Raw genomic sequence first — 20,652 nt, 5'->3', positions numbered from 1 at the left:
AAAATAAAAAGGAAACGAAAGTGACGGTTGCGAACTTACTTCATCACCGTCACTTTCGTTTCCGAATAGAACGCCATTAAATATGACTCTTAACAGTAGACAGTCAAAAATACGAAAAGATCATTGCTTTAGTAAGAAGACCTCTTGAGATGAAACATCCCAATCTACTTGAAGTCATATGTGATTTTGAGAGACTTGAGGAAGTAGAGCAATATTTAAAGGCTGATGATGTGTTTTGTACGTTAGGAACCACGATCAAGAAGGCGAAGACAAAGGAAGCGATGTATCGAATTGATGTAGAATACCCGATTGCCATTGCAAAAATGGCTAGGGAAAAGGGAGCAAAACAGTTTTTAATCGTAAGTTCTATGAACGCAAATAAAGAATCCCGCTTGTGGTATCCAAGGATGAAGGGAGAACTTGAGGAGAAACTAAAAGGAATTCCCTATGAAGCGATGTTGATTTTTCAGCCTTCACTATTGTTGGGGGATCGTAGTGAATTTCGCCTATTCGAGAGTATCGGTATTTGGATAGTTCGTGGTTTAGGTCGAATATTTGGCAATGAATTAAGGAGTCGAATGGGAATAGAGGCAAAGACTGTTGCTACTGCAATGTTTCTAGTTGCTCAGAGAGAACATAAAGGGTTCCATGTTTATTCCACTAGACAAATGGAAGACATTCGCAAGTCTTTTGACATTTAATTTTTAAAGGGGCATTACCCTATCTTTATTTCCACTTTTATAGGGTTCATCCTGTTGAGAGATACCGAACCTGTTAATGCTTTACTCCGTCTTTCAGGTAATTCACAGTTGATCAGCGTTATGGGCATTGGTGGATTGCTCCTGCTCATTCAAGTGAGCTATACAATCAGTTTGAAACCAAGTAAACTGAATTGAAATTGTGTTTATGGAGTCTATCAACTAGCCGCAGGCGCTTATTGTTTTAAAAGGGATGTTTTTATAGGAAGGAAAACTGCCTAACCTTCTTGAATAAAGAAACAAGAGAAATGACTAACTATTTAAAGGAGCTATATGTTTACCATGAACATAAATATAAAAAAATGTACCCTTGCGGATCTACACAAGCTTCAAGAAATAAGTTATGAAACTTTCTACGAGACATTTAAGGATCAGAATTCACCTGAAAATATGCAGGCCTATTTGGAACGGGCGTTCAACTCAGAGCAATTAGAAAAAGAATTATCCCATCGGTCTTCGCAATTCTTTTTTGTGTATTTAGATGGTGAAGTCGCTGGGTATTTAAAGATTAACACGGATGATGCTCAGTCTGAGGAAATGGGCAATGAATCGCTAGAAATCGAAAGGATTTATATAGGAAGTAATTTTCAAAAACATGGCCTTGGTAAACAGTTGTTCAATAAAGCAATAGAAATAGCCAAGGAGCTTGATAAAAAGAAAGTTTGGCTCGGTGTATGGGAAAAGAATAAAAATGCGATTGCCTTTTATAAGAAAATGGGGTTTGTTCAAACGGGAGCCCACTCTTTTTTTATGGGGGATGAAGAACAAACGGACTTTATCATGACCAAAACACTTTGAAGGAGGATACTCTTGTATATACCAAAGCACTTTCAAATGGATGATGAAGAGGTTATTTATGATTTTATCGAAAAGCATGGATTTGCGCTTCTTTTTTCGCAGCATAAAGGAGAACCGTACGCGACTCATCTTCCATTAGAACTAAATAAAGATGAACATGCTTTATATGGCCATTTTGCCCGTACCAATGAACAATGGAAGGATATTGAAAACCAGCAAGTTCTTGTTGTTTTTCAAGGGCCCCACTGTTATATCTCGCCAACCTGGTACGAAACAACTAAGGCTGTACCGACTTGGAATTACGTGACTGTCCATGTGTATGGACAACTGGAAATAATAGAGGATGGTAAAGTAATATACGACTCGTTGGATGACTTGGTTAATAAATATGAAGGCCCTGATAGCCCGTACAATTTAGCAGAAATTGAACCTGGTTTTATCGATGGAATGATGAAAGGAATTGTGGCGTTTAAAATCAACATCACGAAAATTGAAGGAAAAGCAAAATTAAGCCAAAATCATCCGAGGGAACGACAAGAGTTAATCATTAAACAATTGGAAAGTACCTCTATTCAGAATAATTTGCAAGTGGCGGCACTTATGAGGAAAAATCTTCAAGAAATTAAAAACAAGTAATGATAATAGTTAATTAATGGGGGAGGAATATGTCGAAGAAATGGTTTAAGAATTCCAGAATGATAGATCAATCGAAACTTAACGCAAAACAAATCATCATCCAATTGATTTTTTGTTTCATTCTTGGAGTTATTTTAGGGGTATTAGCGAAATTTAGTGATACCTTCCCAGCGAATGGTGCTATAGGAATGTTCTTTAACTTTATAAGTGACATTACAACTAATATTGGGATATGGGTGGCACTGGCAACGCTCATTGCTGTATGGAGTAGAAATCCTTTCATTGCGGCTATAAAAGTATTAACATTTTTCTTCGGAATGTTGCTAGCATACTATATTTATTCGCAAATGTTATTTGGTTTTTTCCCAACCTATTATTTTTTGCATTGGGGAATCATTGCATTGCTTTCTCCTTTTGCTGCTTACATCGTCTGGTACAGCAGAGGTGAAGGATGGGGAGCAGCCATTTGTGCGGCATTGCCTATCGGTTTGTTACTCACACAAGGATATCCATTCTTTTATGTCTTTTCCATTGTGACTGGGTTTGATTTATTTGTTGCTATTTTGTTGCTTGTATTGCTGATGAAATCAAAGTGGCAGTATTTAAAGGTGGTACCTTTGTCCATATTGATGTTTATCATATTGAGAAATTTTAATATTCTATCGTATATTTTTGGTGGTTTTTAAAATATGTTGAAATTGTTTATCAACTATCGGGATGGGGACTGGCTGTTGGATGAAAAAGGACAAGTAAAAGGAGTTATTAAATGCCTGAACAAAACGACGATTCGTTTAAAAATATGAATTTAAAAGACAAAGTATTAACAGTTATCGGAATTGCGCTCTTAATTATTCTGGTCCTCGGTTTTGTTTTCGGGATTTATTATTTTGGTTTCGTAGGAATATTCGAATTACTTGGTGTTCAATATCAATCTTTTTCGTCATTGGCTATATTTGTTGTCTGCTTCTTTATTTTAGGGATATTTGTTGATCTATTTTTTGGTGCTATGGCTAAAGTAGCCGTTGAAAACGAAACAGGAAGGGTAAAATCATTCTGTATTGAGCTGCTGTTGGCCTTTACATCGAACTGGCTCGTTCTTTTTTCAGTGGATGCGTTTATGGAGAGTATTACCCTTTCCTTGAAAGCGAAATTAATCGTTTCCTTCCTGTTAGCCTTATTGGAAGTAATTTTTGATAACAAAAAGAAAAGTAGCTTATTGCAAAGGGAATTGTAAAAAACAGGTAGAACTATGTTAATTACCAGGGGTATTGGATGTGTAGGGTGTAAGCAAAGATGAGGTTTATTCAGCAAAGGGTCAGCTTAGTTAATAAAAAGTGACTTCATGGCGAAAGAGGAGGGGGAAGGCATGGATAATAACAAGTTTAAAGAGTTTATTGAAATTACAAAAAGACTAAATGAAATTGAGATTATTCCCTTATTAATGGGTTCAGTTGGATTAGAAATCGTTACTGGCAAGGGCTGGAATGCCCAAGACTTAGACATTCATGTACCTGGTGATAAAAGAGGCTGGGAGGTTCCGCCGGAATTATCTATATTTAACTGGAATCCTATCATGACAATCATGAATTCAATGGGATATAAACTAATTGATTTGCATGAGCATGAGTTTTCGAAAGAAGGATTATCCGTTGAATTCGGTATTATTGACACATTACCAGATTTTGCAGGAGTACCATTAGAAGAATTAGAATTACATCGAGAGGGAGAAGTAGAGTATTATTTATTAAATCCTAAGCGATATCTATCTGTTTACGAGTCTTCTTCGAAAGATAGTTATCGAGCAGATAAAAATAATCATAAAGATCTTAAAAAAATCGAATTCTTAAAGAGTATGGTATTTGATGACTAACCAATATTTTGTGTTCATATATTAAGAAAAATATTAATTGGTATAAAATAGAATTAGTGTATTTTAGAAAAAGATATGGGAGCGTGTTCATGAAAAGAGTAGATGTGGTTTATTCACTTATTTATGATGAAAAAGAAGAAAAGGTATTGATGGTTAAAAACACCAAATATGATAATTGGTCTTTACCGGGTGGTTCAGTTGAACAGGGTGAAACACTAGCACAAGCGGCTATTCGCGAGGCAAAGGAAGAAACAGGCTTAACCGTTGAGATAGACCACATACTTGCTGTAAATGAAGCTTTTATGATGGAGCATAATAATCATGCCATTTTTATAACTTTTAAAGCAAGAATAATTAGCGGTGAAATTTTAATACAAGATACTGAAACCATTTCAGAAGTAAGATGGGTGAGTTTAAAAACAGCCGGTGAAATGATGCCTTATCATAAAAATGGGATTAAATATTTGCTGGATAAATCAGTTCCTTATGTATTTCAAGGCGTAGTGAGCTAATAAAACTCCTACTAATATAGTTGAAAGGCTTAAGACTCCTCTTTTTTAAAAGAGGAGCCATTTTCAACATTACTCGCTAGCTGTTGCAAAGAATCCCAGCGACACAGACAATCGATTCCAACTAATGATTTGGTTGATCGCAAATACTAAATTGACGTATTCTTTTTCACTGAAATGCTGGCGGGTACGTTCATATAGTTCGTCTGGAACCCTTAATGTTGCTACCTGTGCCACATATTCAGTCAGCTCTAGGGCAGCCTTCTCAACGTCGGTGTAAAAATCACACTCCCTCCAAACGGTAACACAGTACAAACGTTGTTCGGTCTTTCTAGGCAGGGGCCAAGGTCCTTTTCCGTCTACTCAAAACAACTTTCTGCCAGTACAACGAAGCCCTCTATGACAGAGGAACATGCCTTTCCAGTTTCCTTTATAACCGTTGTTTGAATATATTGGCCATCTTCGTTTAAAAGATAAACTTGAATCATATTAAAAAGTGGATTGACAATCCAATATTCTTTCACTCCATATTGCATATATAGATTTAATTTTACAACCAAGTCATGGGATTGATTTGATGGCGAGACAATCTCAATAATCAACGTAGGGACACCAACATATTTTTGTTCCGCAAGCCCTGATTTGTCACAAATCACAGTTATATCAGGAATGACAACCTTTGTATCTTCAATTGTTTCGCTCTTCAATTCTATATCAAAAGGAGCGGAAAACACTTCACATGATTTCTCATTTAATAAATTAAATAGTTGGGATGACAATCTCATGGAAATACGTTGATGCTTTGTCGAAGGAGAAGGAGACATAAAGACCATTCCATCTATATACTCCCATAATCCATCATTTGACTCTCTGAATTCGTAGTATTCTTCTAGTGTCATTCGATTTTCTTTTGGAATTTTCACCCTATCCTCCCCTTTCTATTTCCGAGCACTGAATTTCTACTTCTATTATACGTTAATATCCTGTTTCATCCAATCATGTCTTCTCATTGTTCAATTAATATGGGTTCCTTTCTTATGAGCCTTTAACAAGATTGAATGAATTAATTAAGTTTTTCTTTCGTAATATTGATCTTTCATATATAATTTAGAAGTTAATTTTCTACTGAGGAGGCGCTCCCCATGAAAACATCTGTGCCTTGCCCACAATGTGAGATTCCTATTACACTTGATGATTTTGAAGCTTTCTCTACGCCATTTACAATGAAGTGTCCACATTGCAGGGTAAGGCTAAAAGAAACCAGGGTCACCCCTTTATTGCTATTGATCTGTGCACTGATGATTCCTCTATTCATTTATTTAACGGAGTTCGTACAAAATTTTTTGGCAGGCTTCATTCCAGTTGTTGAAAAGATACCCTTGATCATTATTTTTTTGTGTGTCCTGTATCCTGTTTTTGCTCTGTATGAACGTTTTAACGGACTAGTCATGTTTAATAAAGGAAATCTTCATTTGAAGCATTCGTACAACGATTTTTGGGAATGGTTTCTAAAACATTCGGATGATTATTTTCACTTGAATGAAGAAAATTTTGAGTCTGCGTTTAAGGCCATCGAAAAACAGCTTCTAAAAATAAATCCTGCTCTGACTTTCGAATTCAGCGTCGATCTTATTGCTGGAAAACGGGAATTCATCATTAGTGCTGATGGAAATCTTGATGCATTTCCTGCCGTAGAAAAACTTACAATGGCCGCACCTGTGATGGAAAAATTCAAGGTTATTGCATTCCGACAAAGAGAGGAAGCTTCTGACATTCAGATTGGTGATGTCCTTTTAAAACCTGAAAATATGTTTTTTACCTATACAAGGCTCGATGGGTCATTAGATTTGGATATATATTTAAAGGACTCACCCACCAACGATGATGACTTTCTGGCCGCCGCCTTCATTCTTTTAGATGCAATGGTCGGTGAATATGACCTTGCTGTCAAGGTCGGCGACATAGAATTCCGACCTTATGAGGAAAGCATGTTTCTTCTTCCAATTTCCGAACTTCCTGGTTTAATCGATCAAGTTAGCAAAGAGAAGCTAAAAGGAATATAGAATTTAATATAGTTTTGATTTATTTTTGGTAAAAAATAGGAGGGGCGTTTGTGTGAATCAAGAAAAAACGGACTCCCGAATACTTTGAACAGGTAAATGAATCAAGAGAGAGGCCATACTTCAGGAAGGAAGTATGGCTATTCTAATTGCGATTTAGAACCAGTCTCTTCGATAACTGATAACTGCTTAAATTACATGGATATTAAGACTTAACAGGTACATATATTTCACAATAGGGTTTGCCATTCTTGAATAAGCAAGGACCGCTATACTCCTTATGGAAAGAGCAGGATTGTGCACTAACATTATAGAAATATAGATATACAGGAATTAGCAAAGGTTTGGGGGATTTGAAATGAAAAGATTCATCAAAGTCTCACTTTCAATCTGTATTTTAGTTTTTGGGGGTTTTGTGGCTGCAAGTAGCGGCTTACTGAAATTAGATAAGGATATTATCAAATATGAGGGGCGTATTTATTCCAATATTACGGAACTTGATTGGTTTGAAAAGGAAAAGAACAAATACCAAAAGGGGGAAGGTATTGGTGAAATTAAAAGAATATCAAAATCTTTTCTCACTCTATGGAATTTCTCCGCAACAAAATTACCGAAAGGAACTGCTTTGTATCATACCAATGATACAAAAGAAGGGATGAAACCACTCATAATATTAGCAGAAACGGAAGATCGGGGAATCTTATATTATAGATGGCTTCCCGAAGAATAATCAATACAACCAGCATGGAGGCAATCCTTGAGTAAGCAGGTACTTTTTTACACACCGTATCGAAAATGCGTTCTCATAGAATTGTTCACCGAGGACAAAAAGATAAACCACTGCTTATGAGTTTTAATACAGAATATGGAAAAATAACAGGAACATAGGAGGTATGAAATTTGAAGATCCAAAAAATAGATCATGTGGGTGTAATCGTAAATGATCTCGCTTCTGCTAAAGAGTTTTTTCTCGATTTTGGACTTGAGCTAAAAGGGGAATGGGAAATGGAAGGAGAGTTGATGGGATATGCAGTTGGGCTTAATGACGTTAAAGTAGCGTGTGTAGGATTGGGAACGCCAGACGGTCGGGCATGGATAGAGCTAATCAAATTTTATACGCCGTCAGATGAAAAAGGTATTCAGCAATCCTTTGCGAATACGCTGGGTATCCGACATATTGCATTTTCTGTGGAAAATATTGAAGCGATTATTGCCAAATTGAAAAAGAAGGGTACGGAAATCTTTAGTGAGATACAGCAATATGAAGAAAGTTATAAATTATGCTACGTTCGTGGTCCGGAGGGAATTATTTTGGAGTTGGCTGAGGAAATCAAATAAGCACGGGGTGTTAAAAAATATGAAACAATTGGGGACGCTATACTTTTGCTGTGTGATTTTGTAGTCTTAAGTATGTGATTTCCCTTGATATTAACCTTGATTTCATCTGGTACCTTTCTGACCAAGTAGAAGAAATAAAAAAACATAGAAATTGTTTCTCTCATGATGCTTCTATCCTAAATTCTATAGTGCGTTTAAAATAGATAACCAAATAAAGCTTTGTTATGATGAATAAGAAGCTATTTGCAAGGGTGAGATCATGAAGAAGACATATAGCAATTTAAATAATGTTTCGAACAAAAAATCGTTTCAGGATATGCGTAAGTGGCAAAAAGAAAGACGAAATAAAACAAAAGATTTATCGGAAAATATCCCGCAATATCCAAACAAGAGGATTCAAGAACTTAAAGAAAATAGAAGCCGAACTTCCTACACTTGGATCGGGCATTCTACCTTTTTGATTCAACTGAATGGGCTTAATATCCTAACTGATCCGGTATGGGCAAAGCGAATGGGTTTTCAGAAACGATTGACTGAACCGGGAATTCCATTGGAGGAGCTACCAGAAATTGATGCTGTCGTCATCTCCCATGGCCATTACGACCATCTCGACTTTCGTACGCTAAAGAAGCTGAAAGGAAACCCGCAATATTTTGTTCCTGTTGGGATGAAGTCATTGTTTGCGAAAAAGGGTTATCACAATGTAATCGAAATGAGTTGGTGGGAAAGGGCTGAATACAAAGGGATCCATGTACACTTTGTCCCGGCGCAGCACTGGACAAGAAGAACGCTTACCGATATGAACACATCCCATTGGGGCGGGTGGATTTTTCAAACTGCTGGCGAAACGTTTTATTTTGTTGGAGATACAGGTTATTTCTCAGGGTTTAAGGAGATAGCGGAACGATTCACAATTGATATGGTGTTTATGCCAATAGGCGCCTATGAACCGGAGTGGTTTATGGCTGATTCACATATTTCTCCAGAAGATAGTGTGAAGGCCTTTATCGAATTAGAGGCGAAACAGTTTGTTCCGATGCATTATGGTGCCTATCGATTGGCAGATGACACAGGGCCCGAAGCCTTAGAGCGTTTAGTTCAAGCATGGGAAAAACAGGAGCTGCCGAAGGAACAATTACAGATCTTGCTTATAGGGGAAACCGTAATGTTATAGTAAAAAAACAACGCTTTTTGGAAGCATGGTGGAGCTTGAGAAGTAAACCACTATATCAAATCTTAAGTGAAATTATGCCCAAAAAATAGACATGTATTTTGACTAAGTTAAATCAAAATACGTGTCTATTTTCTGTTAGAGGGATACGTTTGTTATCGTTAATCTCCCTTATTGATTTGCAAGTGATAGGGCGTGATCCAATACTTTTGGTCCGTTTACAGTGCCGTAATCCATCATGTCAATTACATCGACAGGTACATTAAAGGGAGCTGCCATATTAGCAACCTGTTGTTTTATATACCTTATTTGTGGTCCTAGAAGGATAGCTTTAATTCTATCAGAGTTTCGATTAAGTTCTTCTTTTACATTTGATTCCGAAATTGCTTCAATTTCGATATTCAACCCTCTTGTTACAGCCTCATTTTGCATCTTTCTTGCTAAAATTGAAGTTGACATTCCACCAGCACAAGCCAAAATATATTTATCCATAAATTCTTTATGCATGGCCAGTGTTCACCTCCTTTTAAAAATATTATCATTTCTAGAACGAATGGTAAGGAATATTTCAATTATTCTATTATTTATTGTAAACATCAAGGTTGTGGTGATCGTTTAACAAGGGTCATCTCTATTTCTACAGAAGGAACAGGTGAGTGTAAGAAGGATTATTTTGTTATTTCTCGAATATTAATTAGATAAAAAAATTCAAGGAGAGATCAGATGCAAAAGAGTTTACAGATATTAGGGTATGTATTATTTATTTCGGGTATTATGTTATTCGGTCTAATGCATCTTGCTATTGCTTTATTCATTCCACATTTAGGAGGCTGGAGTTCCCCACCTGGAAAACTTGCAACAGTATTAAATGAAATGATAGGATGGGCTCCTTATATTTTCAGTATTATATTAATTATAGTTGGTGCATTAATTCTTATTAATAATTTATTGCAATTAAGTCAAAGAGATAAAGATTGATTTTTTTCAACAGATTTATTGATTTATTGATAAAAGAGAAACTAAGCATACTAAATAATCGTGTGATATAGAGAAAAAAAGTTTTCGGGGAGGATGGGGTTAGCATGGCCAAATATGAAAAGACCATTGTTGGTCAATTTGAGGAAGTAGTAAAACATTTGGAAAATGATATTAGTAATAGTGGAGTAACTATGAATAAAGTTGATGAAAGCAACTCCACAATTGGAGATACGAGAATTGCTGTTCGTGTTTACGATAAATATTTCATGAGAAATGGAAACAGAGCAAGTTTGAGCCTTACTGTAGTAGGTTCTAACAGTAATATCTTTATTTCTGCAATCGGTGCTGGTGGAGGAAGTGGAATATTTTTTAACTATAGTCTTGGTGCCGAAAGTGAAATGGTGGAAATCGTGCAAAAAAGTATAGAACAAATGGAATAATGCTTACTTTTATAAGAAATTAATGTAAAGGGTCATGTGTATGATTTTCTTTAATAAAGAAGAGGTTTATGTTGGATACTCAATGGAGGAATGTTCAAAGGTAAGAAGGAACCTAAAAAGTAAGAACATTAAATGTACCTACAAGGTTATTGACTTTTCAGCTCGATGGCTAGGGCAAGGGACCACTAGAGGAAACTTTGGAAGTTTCGGAATGAACAAGAATTACGAAAAACGGTATGTAGTATCTGTTAAGAAAAAAGATGCGGAGAATGCAAAATATTATATTCATTCTGGTTTGTCTTCATAAACGTAAAGTAGAATCATAGAATCACCTCTTTATTAAGTTGCCAGGGGAATAGTAAGTGTTTACTAAACAGATTGAATCGGAGAGATCGATTTGACTAAAACGCGGTGGAGCGAAAAACCTACTACACTCATCCCCTTGATTCTTAGTAATATCAAAGGCTTTGAGCCTCATGCTCGCCATGGGAAATTTGAACAAGGGCGGCAAGCTGCTTTGAAAAAAGAGCAAGAGTTATTAGAGCGCATGAAGCAATTACCACATTGTTTGTATCCATCAAAGGCCTAATCACTGAAGTCGGTGGTTTGATGACCCATGGAGCAGTTATCGCACGTGAATATGGCATACCAGCAGTTGTTGGGGTGGAAAATGCCACCAAATTGATAAAAGATGGAGAGTGGATTCGTGTGCATGGTACAGAAGGGTATATCGAAATAGTGTGATTGTTGAATATGCTGGATTTTAATTTGTAGCACAAAGGAGGAAATAAAGTGGGTAAAATTGTTGGATTTGAAATAAGCAGTCAGGAACCAGAAAAAGCAGTTAAGTTCTATTCAAATGTTTTTGGATGGGAATTTTCTGAGCCGCATTGGGATTACTGGGCAATGTCTGACGTTAAAGGCTCCGACAATAAAGGAATTATGGGCGGTATCAGTAAAGGTCCTTCCGATTACCCTCACGGAACACGCATCCAAATAGAGGTAGTTTCAATGGATGCAGCTATCTCTAAAGCTAAGGAAAATGGGGCAATGATCGTAAGAGAAAAGATGCAGTTTGATGAATTTTTTCTTGCCTTCTTAATTGATCCTACGGGAATTGGTTTTGGACTAATACAAAAGAAATATTGAAAAAATAGAAGAAACCAACTCCCCCATGGAAAAAGTTGGTTTCTGCCCATATTGAAATAAAGCATAGCAAACTAACCAATATAAACACCTTCACATGTTCCAGGAGCTGGTTCATAATAGCAGTGATTTTTAAACTGACCAGCAAAAGGCTGACCGTACCATGTAGGAGGGCATGGTGCATATGGGTTAAAATACCAAAGGGCATATTTTCCTGGGTGATTTCTCCAATACTCTAATACTTGTCGAGCTAACCTTCGTTCATTCGCCCTTGCAGGGTTGTAGAATAGATTCCCTTTTTGAACAGCTTCAAAAGAATAATTTCCACCTTGAACCTGAAAAATGACATCTTCCACTGATCTCAAACCTTTAAAATCCAAACAATTTGCGACTAGACGATTGACAATGACATTTCCCACATATAGCATGCCTTGATTTCCTTCCCCTTCAGCTTCTGCTCTCATCATCCTTGCTATTAAGTCAATATCCGCATCTCGATATGCTACTCTCGGCATTTAATCACCCCAAATTTATTGTATGAAAAATTTGAGTTGAAATGACAGATATCCATAATTGTTCCCGTTTTTCAATTTCAATGTGTATTCGCTGTTCATATTCGGTTGTCTATAATCATGAAAACTTTTGAAACCTAACGGAGCTAAAACCGTACTTAAGAGAGTAGAAAGATTGATGCATGAATAATATATTAGGGAGGAAAGTGAATATGGAGGATAAAAAATGCCTTAAATGTGGTGGTACTGAATTCGTAGAAGCTACAGATTATATGCCTGTTAAACCAAGCAAAATGTCCTTGAGTGGTTCAAACAAGATTTTCACATTTTGTCTAAAATGTGGAGAAGTTTTGTCGATTCGTATTGAAAATACAACTATTTTTAAAAAGTAGACAGACATTCCTGAATAAACCAACTTGGAAAAGAACAAGGGAAATTCTTATGGGGTTTCCCTTGATTATGATCCATCACTCCAACTTACATTCAGTATTCGGTGGAATCCAAAGTAGAGAGCAGCAAGAGCTAACAAAGGAGCAGTGTAATACAAAAATAAGTTATAATATGTTTTGATACACAATACTGTTTTAGGAAGTGGTCAAAATACTGTATGCCATATTTTTGTTTATACTTGCAGGCTTAGCAGAAATCGGTGGGGGATATATGATTTGGCTATGGTTAAGAGAAGGAAAAGCCTATTATTGGGGAATCGGTGGAGGAATAGCCTTAGCTCTATATGGTGTTATTGCTACATTTCAATCCTTTCCATCGTTCGGTAGAGTTTATGCTGCCTACGGAGGAGTATTTATTGTTCTTTCTGTACTTTGGGGATGGGGAATTGATAGAAAAACACCTGATTTGTACGATTGGGTCGGTGCAGGCATATGTTTAATTGGTGTAGCAGTCATATTATTAGCACCACGTCAATAATCGGAAATAAGGATGGGTGGGTGATTACAGCCAATGAATTGCACAATCCCTTTAATAGTCAAAACCTCTATCAAGAAAAGAGAAGAAATTGTTCAAGGTCATTTCTTCTCTTTCTGAAGTTAAATCAATTTTTCCAGCAATACAGTTGATCATTGACCATTTTTTCTACGCTCAGTTACGGTTTCCCCTGCAATGCCCCAATTATCGGTATCCACTTCATCAATAACAACAACGGTTGTATTTGGATTTTTCCCTAAAACATCCACAAGCAATTGTGTCGCTCCTTTAATCAGCTCAGCTTTTTTTTCTGGAGTAACACCTTCATTGGTAATTTTAATATTTACGTATGGCATTAAAATAACCCTCTTTCAATTTTATTTTAATGGAGAAGTACCTATTTTTGGAACTTGATCATATCGAATTCCATTTACAAGTAAGACCGCTCCAATTAATACAGCACATGCAGCACCTACCAAGGCAGTATCATAACTTTGAGTATAAGATGATAGAATTCCAGCAATTGCTGGCCCAATCATTTGGCCAACTGCATAAATAGCGGTTAAGTAACCAATGATTCGACTGCTATTTGTTGGATTCATTTGGCGCACCAATGTTGTAGCAAGTGTGGTAATTCCCATAAATGTAGCTCCAAATAGGAATGCACTGAACATCAAACTGGTTTGAGACAACCATAAGACAGGTAGTACAATACCTAGGGCTTGTAATGTCATTGAAAACATTAATGATTTGACAAATCCCCATTTATTAGCAAGTGTTGACCAGATGATACAGGATGGAATGGCACCTAAGCCAACAACCATCCATACAAACGCAGGGTCACTGCTAAAGGTAGAGGTCTTTTCGGCAATAGATACAATAAATGTCCCTGTTACAATGTAACCTAACCCTTCTAGTCCATAAGCGATAACTAACCAAGGAAGCCATTTGAGAGGAGGTACTTGTGTAACAACTATTTGTTCATCCCTTTTTATAACCGCATTATTGGAATCTTTGAGCCAAATCCAAACGAAGATAGTAAGAATTGCGCTAATAATGGCTAGTCCGATCCATACACCTTCCCACTCAAATAAATTGCTTAAACTTGGAATGAAGAGCGTAGAGAAAAAGATCCCACATCCAACCCCTGCATAAAATAAGCCTGACCAATTTGTTTTACCGCTGGCAGCCAGTTTATCTAGAACAATACTTGAAGCTAAAACAAAAATGAACGCACTTGCCACTCCAGAAATAAAGCGAATTAAAAGCATCTGAAAATAGAAGTGGGCAAGCCCCATGCTGAATGTTGTAAAAACGCTTAATACGAGGCTTATCCTTAAATAAAAGGTTCTATGCTTTTTCAAAGGGAGAACTCCTGCTAAAATCGCTCCAACCAAGTAACCTGCGTAATTACTTGATGCAAGGTAGCCGGCCATAGCATCAGAAAACGAAAGAGCATTTTGCATCAATGGAAGAATGGGGGTATAAGCAAATCTTCCAATTCCCATTGCGATCATTAATGAAAAAATTCCCCCAATCAGAAAGAGAAAAGGACGATGATTCAATTCTTCACCCCTGATTAAAATAATATCTACTTCCATATTTATCTTATCTGCTTTTGGTTATATGGTACAATACTTAAAATTGATATGAAGCCATCAGTTTTTTATATATCAAAAGGGGGGAAGAGAGGATGTCTATAGATTTACAGGTATTAAAATTTTTTCAAGCGGTTGCAACGTTGGGAAGTATATCAAAAGCAGCAAGAGAACTAAACTACGCACAATCAAATCTAACAGCAAGAATTCAGCAATTAGAATCAGAACTTCAAACAAAACTATTCTATCGTCATAATCGGGGGACTACTCTAACGGATAAAGGAAAGGTACTACTTTCGTATACAGATGAAATATTCAAACTAATCGATGAAGTTAAAATCGCGATAAGTGATGATCAAACACCAAAAGGCCCCTTGGTAATTGGTTCTATGGAAACAACTGCCGCGGTTCGATTACCGACATTACTTTCAAAGTTTCATCGTGAGTACCCAACGGTCGATTTTACATTAAAAACGGGCACAACCGAACAAAATGTTCAAGGTGTCTTACAATACGAACTAGATGGAGCTTTCGTTGCAGGGCCCATTGAACATCCTGATCTCACTTGTAAGATTGTAATAGAAGAAGAGTTAGTACTTGTCACGAATTCGTTCAATCCACCATTGTCTTCGATAAAGGAAATTCAATATCGAACGATACTAGTATTCCGTAGTGGTTGTTCATACCGAACAAGATTTGAAGAATGGTTACAATCTGAGGGGGTTATTCCGGAAAAAATCATGGAACTTGGAACCCTTGATGGAATTATTGGTTGTGTATCGGCAGGGCTGGGGATTAGCTTACTTCCTCGTAGTGTGGTAGAAAAGTATGTAAAAGAGGCTCATCTCCTATTACACTCTATTCCAAGCCAATTCGGAAAAGTCCATACGCTCTTCATCTATCGGAAAGATAAATATATGTCTACATCTTTGAAAGAATTTATTGAAATGTCTAACAATGGAACCTTATTGGGGAATCATGCACGGCTAGTTTGATTGCAATTTAGTAAGCTAGTTCAATTGAATAAGTAAACGGATGGATAAGAAAGAAATTTAGTGGCGATCGTTAGATACCATTTTTCCTAACGAAATCAGTTTAGTTGAAGAACGACAAAAAGGGATAATTAATTTTTATTATCCCTTTTAAATATCCACTTTATCAACTGCTGCCCTTGTTCAGGTGAGATTTGATTAGTAGAAATCTCCTTTAAAATAGCACGCCAGGAAGAGATTAATATTAATTCTATTGGTATATCCGTTTTATTTAGCTCAGATAGATATTCCTCAATTTTATCCCTTTTATCATATGGAGTTTCCTCACCAATCAATTTACAAATATTAGCCTTAACAGCAAAGTTAAGACCAGTCATTAATGCAGCTTGTAAAGCTTCTTCTGGTTATTTTGTTTCATTGCCAATACAACTCCTCTTACCTTATTAAAAAATGGCCGATTGCTGAAGAAAGATCAATCTGGCCACTTTACTAAACTACCTCGTTCGCTGAATTACTTCAACAAAAGTAGCGATAACCCTTCTTGGATTATCGCCACTTTTGTTGAAGAATTGTATGAAAATGTTATATCAATCAAAATAAACAGGTTCTTGAGTATGATGTAAATGTTTAAATGCTAATTGAATCTGTGACTCTGTATTCCTTGCTATCGATAATGAAGGTAGTTCACTCACTGCAAAAAATTCAACCGCAGTTGTTTCGATACCTTCTTTTGGTTGTCCACCAATGATTTCACATTGAATAAACATTTTGTAAACGTGATAAGGAGAAGGTAGATGTGGATGACATTTTTTGTCGAGCACAGCAATCAATTTTACGGCTTTAACATCAAATCCTGATTCTTCTTTTACTTCCTTAACCGCAACTTCTCCAGGAATCAAAAAATAAACGGCCTCTTTAGTAAAAATGCGTTCCTGCTAAATGCAGAAACGCACCCGGTTGTTTAAATATATTTTTTCATCTATTCATTGGTTTAACCCTCAAGTAGTTTCATATAATACAAATCTGTTTCTTCGTTTTCGACGATTATAATTCCCAAATCTCTTTCATTCTCGCTTGACAAGTATAACTTTGTACCAATAGGCAACTTAGTTGCGGTCAAATCTTTAAATCCAAAACGACTTGTCGATTGTTTTTTAATTTCACCTAATAAATGATGTTTGACATACCTTTCCTTTTCTTTTTGGAACCACTCAACATCCGTCATATTACTATAAATAAATCCATCATACTGAAAAATATCCGCATCTGAATTTTGTTTTAATACATCTCTTGCTGATACTTTTCCACCATCAGCCCCGCACCCCGCTAAAAGGGAAAGAACTAAAAACAAAGTTAATAATTCCCTTCGAATTCTCACACCACACCACACCACCTAATATATTAAGACAAGTTTAGCCAAATCAAAAAACTATTTTACCTCTAGAATAAATTCTCCAAAATGATTCCCATTGATTTCCACTGAAACTTCCCAAAGAATATTCGTTTATATCATAGACGTATGAATTTTGGTTATGTTGCAGGGGGGATAACTTCAAACTTTCAACGCAAACCATTCAAAAATATTTGAGAAATTTGATCGCCATATTTCATCATATGATTACTATTAATCGAAGGACTCTTTAATCCCTCCGTGAAAATATGCATAAACGTTAGTAAAACCTCATCAGTGTAAGCCGGATTAACTTTTCCTTCTTTACGCCCCTTTTGGAATAATCTTAATATCAATTGATCACTCGTTTCTTGAGCATTCTTATCAAAAAAGGTCGTTTCACTTGCATATTGCTGCATCATATTATGGAAAAATACGGATGTCATACTTAGGACTTTTTCCATTTTGTATTTTGTTATTTCTCTATATGTTTGCTCAAAAGGCAAATCACTTTCAATCAAGCGTTCATATTCTTCCTGAACGGAGGAAAAAAAATTTAGAATTACGGTATTAATTAAATTATCTTTTGTATTGTAATAATTAAATAATGTTACCTTACTTACGCCAGCATTTTTTGCGATTTCATCCATCGTTATATTTGATATGTCCTTTTGATTAAGCAATTGAAGCATCGCTTCTTCAATATTTTTCATTTTCTTCTCACGTCTTAAATCAAAACCATTTTTCTTCATTTTTTCACCACATTCTTTCCTTTTCCAATCATTTTCTAATTATATATAGTATTTCATTTTTTGAACTAAATCAAATACGAGAGTAAAAAACAATTTGATTTCTTGGATAATTGGGTGTGTATTATGAACCATAAAGTTAATTCCAGTAAATAATTATTTTCTGGAGTAGGAGATGAGATGAATGATTATCGCAGAAATTAAGGGTTTACAAAAAAAATATAAATCTACCGCTGCTTTAAAAAATGTAACGATGGATTTAAAAAAGGGTGAAGTATTAGGATTTATCGGACCTAATGGGGCGGGGAAATCGACTACCATCCGAATTTTGCTTGGTATAATAAAATCTAGTGGGGGAACGGCCAAGATATTCGGAAAGGATGTCTGGAAGGATTCTATTGAAATCCATAAGCAACTTGCGTATGTTCCAGGCGATGTAAATCTTTGGCCGAATTTAACAGGCGGTGAAATTATTGATATTTTTATGCGCCTACAAGGAACAAAGAACAATCACCGACGCGATGAACTCATTCAAAAATTTCAACTCGATCCTAAGAAAAAAGCACGGACTTATTCAAAGGGAAATCGTCAAAAAGTTGCGCTTATTGCCGCACTTGCCAGTGATGCGGAACTTTATATTTTTGATGAACCGACCAGTGGTCTGGACCCGCTGATGGAGGCTGTTTTTCAAGAGGAAGTGGACAATTTAAGAAATCAAGGGAAGTCTATCCTACTATCTAGCCATATTTTAAGTGAGGTCGAGCGCTTATGTGACCGCGTTGCGATTATTCGTCAAGGAGAAGTAATCGAAACTGGAACACTAGACGAATTAAGACATTTAACTCGTTATCAATATAAGATTACTACTCGTAATGAACCTACGGGATTAAAACAAGTGAGTGGTGTGCATAACCTAGAAATCAATGGAGAGGAAGCTGTTTTTCAAGCAGATAGCGATCAAATTGAAGCCATTCTGGAAGCCATCATGCCATACCATGTAATCAAGCTAGAGAGTGTCCCACCGACTCTTGAATCCTTGTTTATGCGTCATTACACTGGGAAGTAGGTGAGAAGGATGAATAATCTATTTAATAAGACTGGGATGCTCTTTCTTCTTTCATTACGTAGAGATTGGCTCAAGCTCCTCATTTGGGCTATTGCCTTAAGTCTTTTTGCAGGTGGTTTTGCCACAGCATTGTATGAAATGTATGGAAAAGACCCTGCTGGATTGATTGCTATGTATGAAACGATGAAAAATCCAGTAATGATTGCCATGCTTGGACCGACAGCAGCCACTGCCGAAACGTATACGATTGGCGCCATGTACGCACATGAAATGATTCTCTTTACGGCACTCGTATTTGCCATTGTATCGATCATGCATGTCATTAGTCGTACAAGGAAAGAAGAGGATGATGGAATATCAGAGCTTATCCGTTCCTTTCAAGTTGGACGGCTGGCCAAGACAACTGCAATCGTGCTGGAAATGTTACTCTTACATGTAGTAATCATTGCTCTTTCTACCGTTTTGCTTCAAGTTCAAGATATACCAGGGTTAAATTTTTCTGGTAATTTGTTATACTCCATTTCACTAGGAGTGCAAGGTTTCTTATGGGCTATGATTGCACTCATTTTTGTACAAATAGCTACTGGTGCTGGCGGTGCAAGGGGACTGAGCTTCTTGACGCTTGGCTTGTTTTACATTATCCGAATGGCGACTGATATGAGCGCACCGGATGCTTCTTGGTTCAACCCACTCGGATGGAGCTATCTTGTAAATGTTTACGTTAGTGACGACTGGCTTCCAATCGTCATTGCTGTTGTTGCCAGTATCGTTTGCCTAGTATTTTCCTATATTTTAGAACATGCTCGTGATATGGGAGGTGGATATTTACCGGAACGCTCTGGTCGTGACCATGCAAAAGAAAGGTTGCTAAGCCTCCATGGCCTAATTTTACGGCTGCAAAAGACATTTATTATTAGCTGGCTCATCTCTATTTTTATCATCGGAGCTATGTATGGGTCCATTTTCGAGGAAATGGATGAGTTTGTTAGTGATAGCGAAATGATGAAACAGATGTTCCTTCATAATGCAAATTACACCATACAAGAGCAATTTATGAGCGTACTTTTTGTTGTCTTATCTTTATTAACTACTGTTTTTATTGTTGGAAGCCTTATGAAACTCATCAACGAAGAAAAGAAAGGTCACTGGGATCAGCTATATGCAACTAAATTAAGTCGGGCGAAATTCTATTGGTGCCATGTAATCTTGACTTTTATTTTAGGGGTGCTGGGACAATTTTCTGCGATATTGGGGCTCTATCTTTCCCAACGAAGTGTGATGGAAACACCGTTAAGTCTGTGGGAAATCACTAAGGCTGGAATTGTATGGGTACCAGCAGAATTCTTCTTTATTGGTATTTTAGCTATTCTAATTGGTTGGCTTCCACGTTGGACGGCCATAATTTGGGGCTATCTAGTATTCTCTTTCTTTGTTAGTTATTTTGGGCAAATGATGGACATCCCAGAATTCATCATTAATCTTGATATATTTAGCTATATTCCAAAGGTTCCAATTGAAGAATGGAAATGGGGAACGATAATCCTCATTAAATTATTGGCACTCTTCATGATCGTTATTGGTTTCATCGGTTATAAGAAACGGGATTTAGTGCATGAGTAAAAAGCTTATAGATGATGAACTCATAGATATTCCAGCTAGACTTTATGCTTTTATATAGAGATAATTCAGGTTATTTTTTAACTAAAGGATTTATACG

28 protein-coding genes and 2 pseudogenes are annotated in these 20,652 nt (G+C 36.5%); 20 read left to right on the top strand and 10 right to left on the bottom strand.

Going from position 1 to position 20,652, the window contains the following annotated elements:
* The first annotated feature begins 119 nt into the window (after window positions 1–119).
* The 7 genes from J2S07_RS05105 to J2S07_RS05075 all read left to right on the top strand — a co-directional run bounded on the left by J2S07_RS05105 (window position 120) and on the right by J2S07_RS05075 (window position 4,574).
* Window positions 120–701: a Rossmann-fold NAD(P)-binding domain-containing protein gene (locus J2S07_RS05105; protein WP_307149332.1), complete on the top strand. Its 582-nt coding sequence runs from the start codon at window positions 120–122 to the stop codon at window positions 699–701.
* 339 nt (window positions 702–1,040) lie between these two features.
* Window positions 1,041–1,556 (top strand): spermidine/spermine N(1)-acetyltransferase, encoded by a 516-nt coding sequence (gene paiA / locus J2S07_RS05100; RefSeq protein WP_307149322.1) that lies wholly within the window; start codon window positions 1,041–1,043, stop codon window positions 1,554–1,556.
* Window positions 1,557–1,568: 12 nt separating this feature from the next.
* Entirely contained in the window at window positions 1,569–2,192 is a 624-nt protein-coding gene (locus J2S07_RS05095) for an FMN-binding negative transcriptional regulator (protein ID WP_307149321.1), read from the top strand.
* Window positions 2,193–2,221: 29 nt separating this feature from the next.
* Entirely contained in the window at window positions 2,222–2,878 is a 657-nt protein-coding gene (locus J2S07_RS05090) for a DUF6518 family protein (RefSeq protein WP_307149320.1), read from the top strand.
* 80 nt (window positions 2,879–2,958) lie between these two features.
* The gene (locus tag J2S07_RS05085) at window positions 2,959–3,426 is read left to right on the top strand and encodes a regulatory YrvL family protein (RefSeq protein WP_307149319.1); all 468 of its coding nucleotides are present in this window, start codon (window positions 2,959–2,961) and stop codon (window positions 3,424–3,426) included.
* 132 nt (window positions 3,427–3,558) lie between these two features.
* Window positions 3,559–4,062 (top strand): phosphoribosylanthranilate isomerase, encoded by a 504-nt coding sequence (locus J2S07_RS05080; protein ID WP_307149318.1) that lies wholly within the window; start codon window positions 3,559–3,561, stop codon window positions 4,060–4,062.
* Window positions 4,063–4,151: 89 nt separating this feature from the next.
* A complete protein-coding gene (locus J2S07_RS05075) occupies window positions 4,152–4,574 on the top strand; it encodes an NUDIX hydrolase (protein ID WP_307149317.1) in 423 nt (140 codons plus the stop codon).
* Between the two features lie 69 nt (window positions 4,575–4,643).
* Here the strand turns inward: J2S07_RS05075 and J2S07_RS05070 are convergent, their stop codons facing one another.
* Window positions 4,644–4,886, bottom strand: coding sequence for a carboxymuconolactone decarboxylase family protein (locus J2S07_RS05070; RefSeq protein ID WP_307149316.1), 243 nt, complete (start codon window positions 4,884–4,886; stop codon window positions 4,644–4,646).
* A gap of 44 nt (window positions 4,887–4,930) precedes the next feature.
* Entirely contained in the window at window positions 4,931–5,494 is a 564-nt protein-coding gene (locus J2S07_RS05065) for a Uma2 family endonuclease (RefSeq protein ID WP_307149315.1), read from the bottom strand.
* Window positions 5,495–5,713: 219 nt separating this feature from the next.
* Between J2S07_RS05065 and J2S07_RS05060 the strand changes: the two genes are divergently transcribed.
* From J2S07_RS05060 to J2S07_RS05045, 4 genes are all read left to right on the top strand, one after another.
* Window positions 5,714–6,634, top strand: a complete 921-nt coding sequence (locus J2S07_RS05060) for a YcnL family membrane protein (RefSeq protein ID WP_307149314.1) — start codon at window positions 5,714–5,716, stop codon at window positions 6,632–6,634.
* A gap of 355 nt (window positions 6,635–6,989) precedes the next feature.
* Window positions 6,990–7,361 carry a hypothetical protein gene (locus J2S07_RS05055; protein ID WP_307149312.1) on the top strand — a complete coding sequence of 124 codons (372 nt, stop codon included), beginning with the start codon at window positions 6,990–6,992 and terminating at the stop codon, window positions 7,359–7,361.
* 170 nt (window positions 7,362–7,531) lie between these two features.
* A complete protein-coding gene (locus tag J2S07_RS05050; RefSeq protein ID WP_307149311.1) occupies window positions 7,532–7,969 on the top strand; it encodes a VOC family protein in 438 nt (145 codons plus the stop codon).
* Window positions 7,970–8,228: 259 nt separating this feature from the next.
* Entirely contained in the window at window positions 8,229–9,143 is a 915-nt protein-coding gene (locus J2S07_RS05045) for an MBL fold metallo-hydrolase (RefSeq protein ID WP_307149310.1), read from the top strand.
* 168 nt (window positions 9,144–9,311) lie between these two features.
* Here the strand turns inward: J2S07_RS05045 and J2S07_RS05040 are convergent, their stop codons facing one another.
* A complete protein-coding gene (locus J2S07_RS05040; protein WP_307149309.1) occupies window positions 9,312–9,647 on the bottom strand; it encodes a PTS sugar transporter subunit IIB in 336 nt (111 codons plus the stop codon).
* A 216-nt stretch (window positions 9,648–9,863) separates the two neighbouring features.
* On the opposite strand from J2S07_RS05040, the gene J2S07_RS05035 reads away from it, so the two are divergent.
* The 4 genes and pseudogenes from J2S07_RS05035 (at window position 9,864) to J2S07_RS05020 (ending at window position 11,707) form a co-directional block, all read left to right on the top strand.
* Entirely contained in the window at window positions 9,864–10,118 is a 255-nt protein-coding gene (locus J2S07_RS05035; RefSeq protein WP_307149308.1) for a hypothetical protein, read from the top strand.
* 104 nt (window positions 10,119–10,222) lie between these two features.
* The gene (locus tag J2S07_RS05030) at window positions 10,223–10,558 is read left to right on the top strand and encodes a DUF6054 family protein (protein ID WP_307149307.1); all 336 of its coding nucleotides are present in this window, start codon (window positions 10,223–10,225) and stop codon (window positions 10,556–10,558) included.
* 385 nt (window positions 10,559–10,943) lie between these two features.
* Window positions 10,944–11,302: pseudogene (locus J2S07_RS05025) on the top strand (PEP-utilizing enzyme); the annotation flags it as partial.
* A 48-nt stretch (window positions 11,303–11,350) separates the two neighbouring features.
* Window positions 11,351–11,707, top strand: a complete 357-nt coding sequence (locus tag J2S07_RS05020; protein ID WP_307149306.1) for a VOC family protein — start codon at window positions 11,351–11,353, stop codon at window positions 11,705–11,707.
* 71 nt (window positions 11,708–11,778) lie between these two features.
* Here the strand turns inward: J2S07_RS05020 and J2S07_RS05015 are convergent, their stop codons facing one another.
* Window positions 11,779–12,219 (bottom strand): cell wall hydrolase, encoded by a 441-nt coding sequence (locus J2S07_RS05015; RefSeq protein WP_307149305.1) that lies wholly within the window; start codon window positions 12,217–12,219, stop codon window positions 11,779–11,781.
* 209 nt (window positions 12,220–12,428) lie between these two features.
* Between J2S07_RS05015 and J2S07_RS05010 the strand changes: the two genes are divergently transcribed.
* On the top strand, window positions 12,429–12,608 hold the full coding sequence (locus J2S07_RS05010) for a hypothetical protein (RefSeq protein ID WP_307149304.1): 180 nt from the start codon (window positions 12,429–12,431) through the stop codon (window positions 12,606–12,608).
* Window positions 12,609–12,816: 208 nt separating this feature from the next.
* Window positions 12,817–13,143, top strand: a complete 327-nt coding sequence (locus J2S07_RS05005) for a YnfA family protein (RefSeq protein WP_307149331.1) — start codon at window positions 12,817–12,819, stop codon at window positions 13,141–13,143.
* Between the two features lie 149 nt (window positions 13,144–13,292).
* Here the strand turns inward: J2S07_RS05005 and J2S07_RS05000 are convergent, their stop codons facing one another.
* The gene (locus J2S07_RS05000; protein WP_307149303.1) at window positions 13,293–13,496 is read right to left on the bottom strand and encodes a tautomerase family protein; all 204 of its coding nucleotides are present in this window, start codon (window positions 13,494–13,496) and stop codon (window positions 13,293–13,295) included.
* Between the two features lie 21 nt (window positions 13,497–13,517).
* Entirely contained in the window at window positions 13,518–14,705 is a 1,188-nt protein-coding gene (locus tag J2S07_RS04995; protein ID WP_307149302.1) for a YbfB/YjiJ family MFS transporter, read from the bottom strand.
* 134 nt (window positions 14,706–14,839) lie between these two features.
* Between J2S07_RS04995 and J2S07_RS04990 the strand changes: the two genes are divergently transcribed.
* Complete coding sequence (locus J2S07_RS04990) at window positions 14,840–15,733, top strand: LysR family transcriptional regulator (protein ID WP_307149330.1); 894 nt, start codon at window positions 14,840–14,842, stop codon at window positions 15,731–15,733.
* Window positions 15,734–15,861: 128 nt separating this feature from the next.
* Here the strand turns inward: J2S07_RS04990 and J2S07_RS04985 are convergent, their stop codons facing one another.
* The 4 genes and pseudogenes from J2S07_RS04985 to J2S07_RS04970 form a co-directional block, all read right to left on the bottom strand.
* On the bottom strand, window positions 15,862–16,107 hold the full coding sequence (locus tag J2S07_RS04985) for a hypothetical protein (protein ID WP_307149301.1): 246 nt from the start codon (window positions 16,105–16,107) through the stop codon (window positions 15,862–15,864).
* Between the two features lie 210 nt (window positions 16,108–16,317).
* A pseudogene (locus tag J2S07_RS04980) lies at window positions 16,318–16,623 on the bottom strand (NUDIX hydrolase); the annotation flags it as partial.
* A gap of 98 nt (window positions 16,624–16,721) precedes the next feature.
* The gene (locus J2S07_RS04975) at window positions 16,722–17,108 is read right to left on the bottom strand and encodes a hypothetical protein (RefSeq protein ID WP_307149300.1); all 387 of its coding nucleotides are present in this window, start codon (window positions 17,106–17,108) and stop codon (window positions 16,722–16,724) included.
* Window positions 17,109–17,290: 182 nt separating this feature from the next.
* Complete coding sequence (locus tag J2S07_RS04970; protein WP_307149299.1) at window positions 17,291–17,872, bottom strand: TetR/AcrR family transcriptional regulator; 582 nt, start codon at window positions 17,870–17,872, stop codon at window positions 17,291–17,293.
* A 181-nt stretch (window positions 17,873–18,053) separates the two neighbouring features.
* Between J2S07_RS04970 and J2S07_RS04965 the strand changes: the two genes are divergently transcribed.
* Window positions 18,054–18,935, top strand: a complete 882-nt coding sequence (locus tag J2S07_RS04965; protein ID WP_307149298.1) for an ABC transporter ATP-binding protein — start codon at window positions 18,054–18,056, stop codon at window positions 18,933–18,935.
* A gap of 9 nt (window positions 18,936–18,944) precedes the next feature.
* Complete coding sequence (locus J2S07_RS04960; protein ID WP_307149297.1) at window positions 18,945–20,555, top strand: ABC transporter permease; 1,611 nt, start codon at window positions 18,945–18,947, stop codon at window positions 20,553–20,555.
* Window positions 20,556–20,652 lie beyond the last annotated feature (97 nt).

The sequence above is a fragment of the Anoxybacillus andreesenii genome, from assembly GCF_030813005.1.
GTDB lineage: Bacteria > Bacillota > Bacilli > Bacillales > Cytobacillaceae > Robertmurraya > Robertmurraya andreesenii.
Note: the sequence above shows the minus strand (reverse complement) of the source record. Positions and strands in the feature narration are given on the sequence as shown.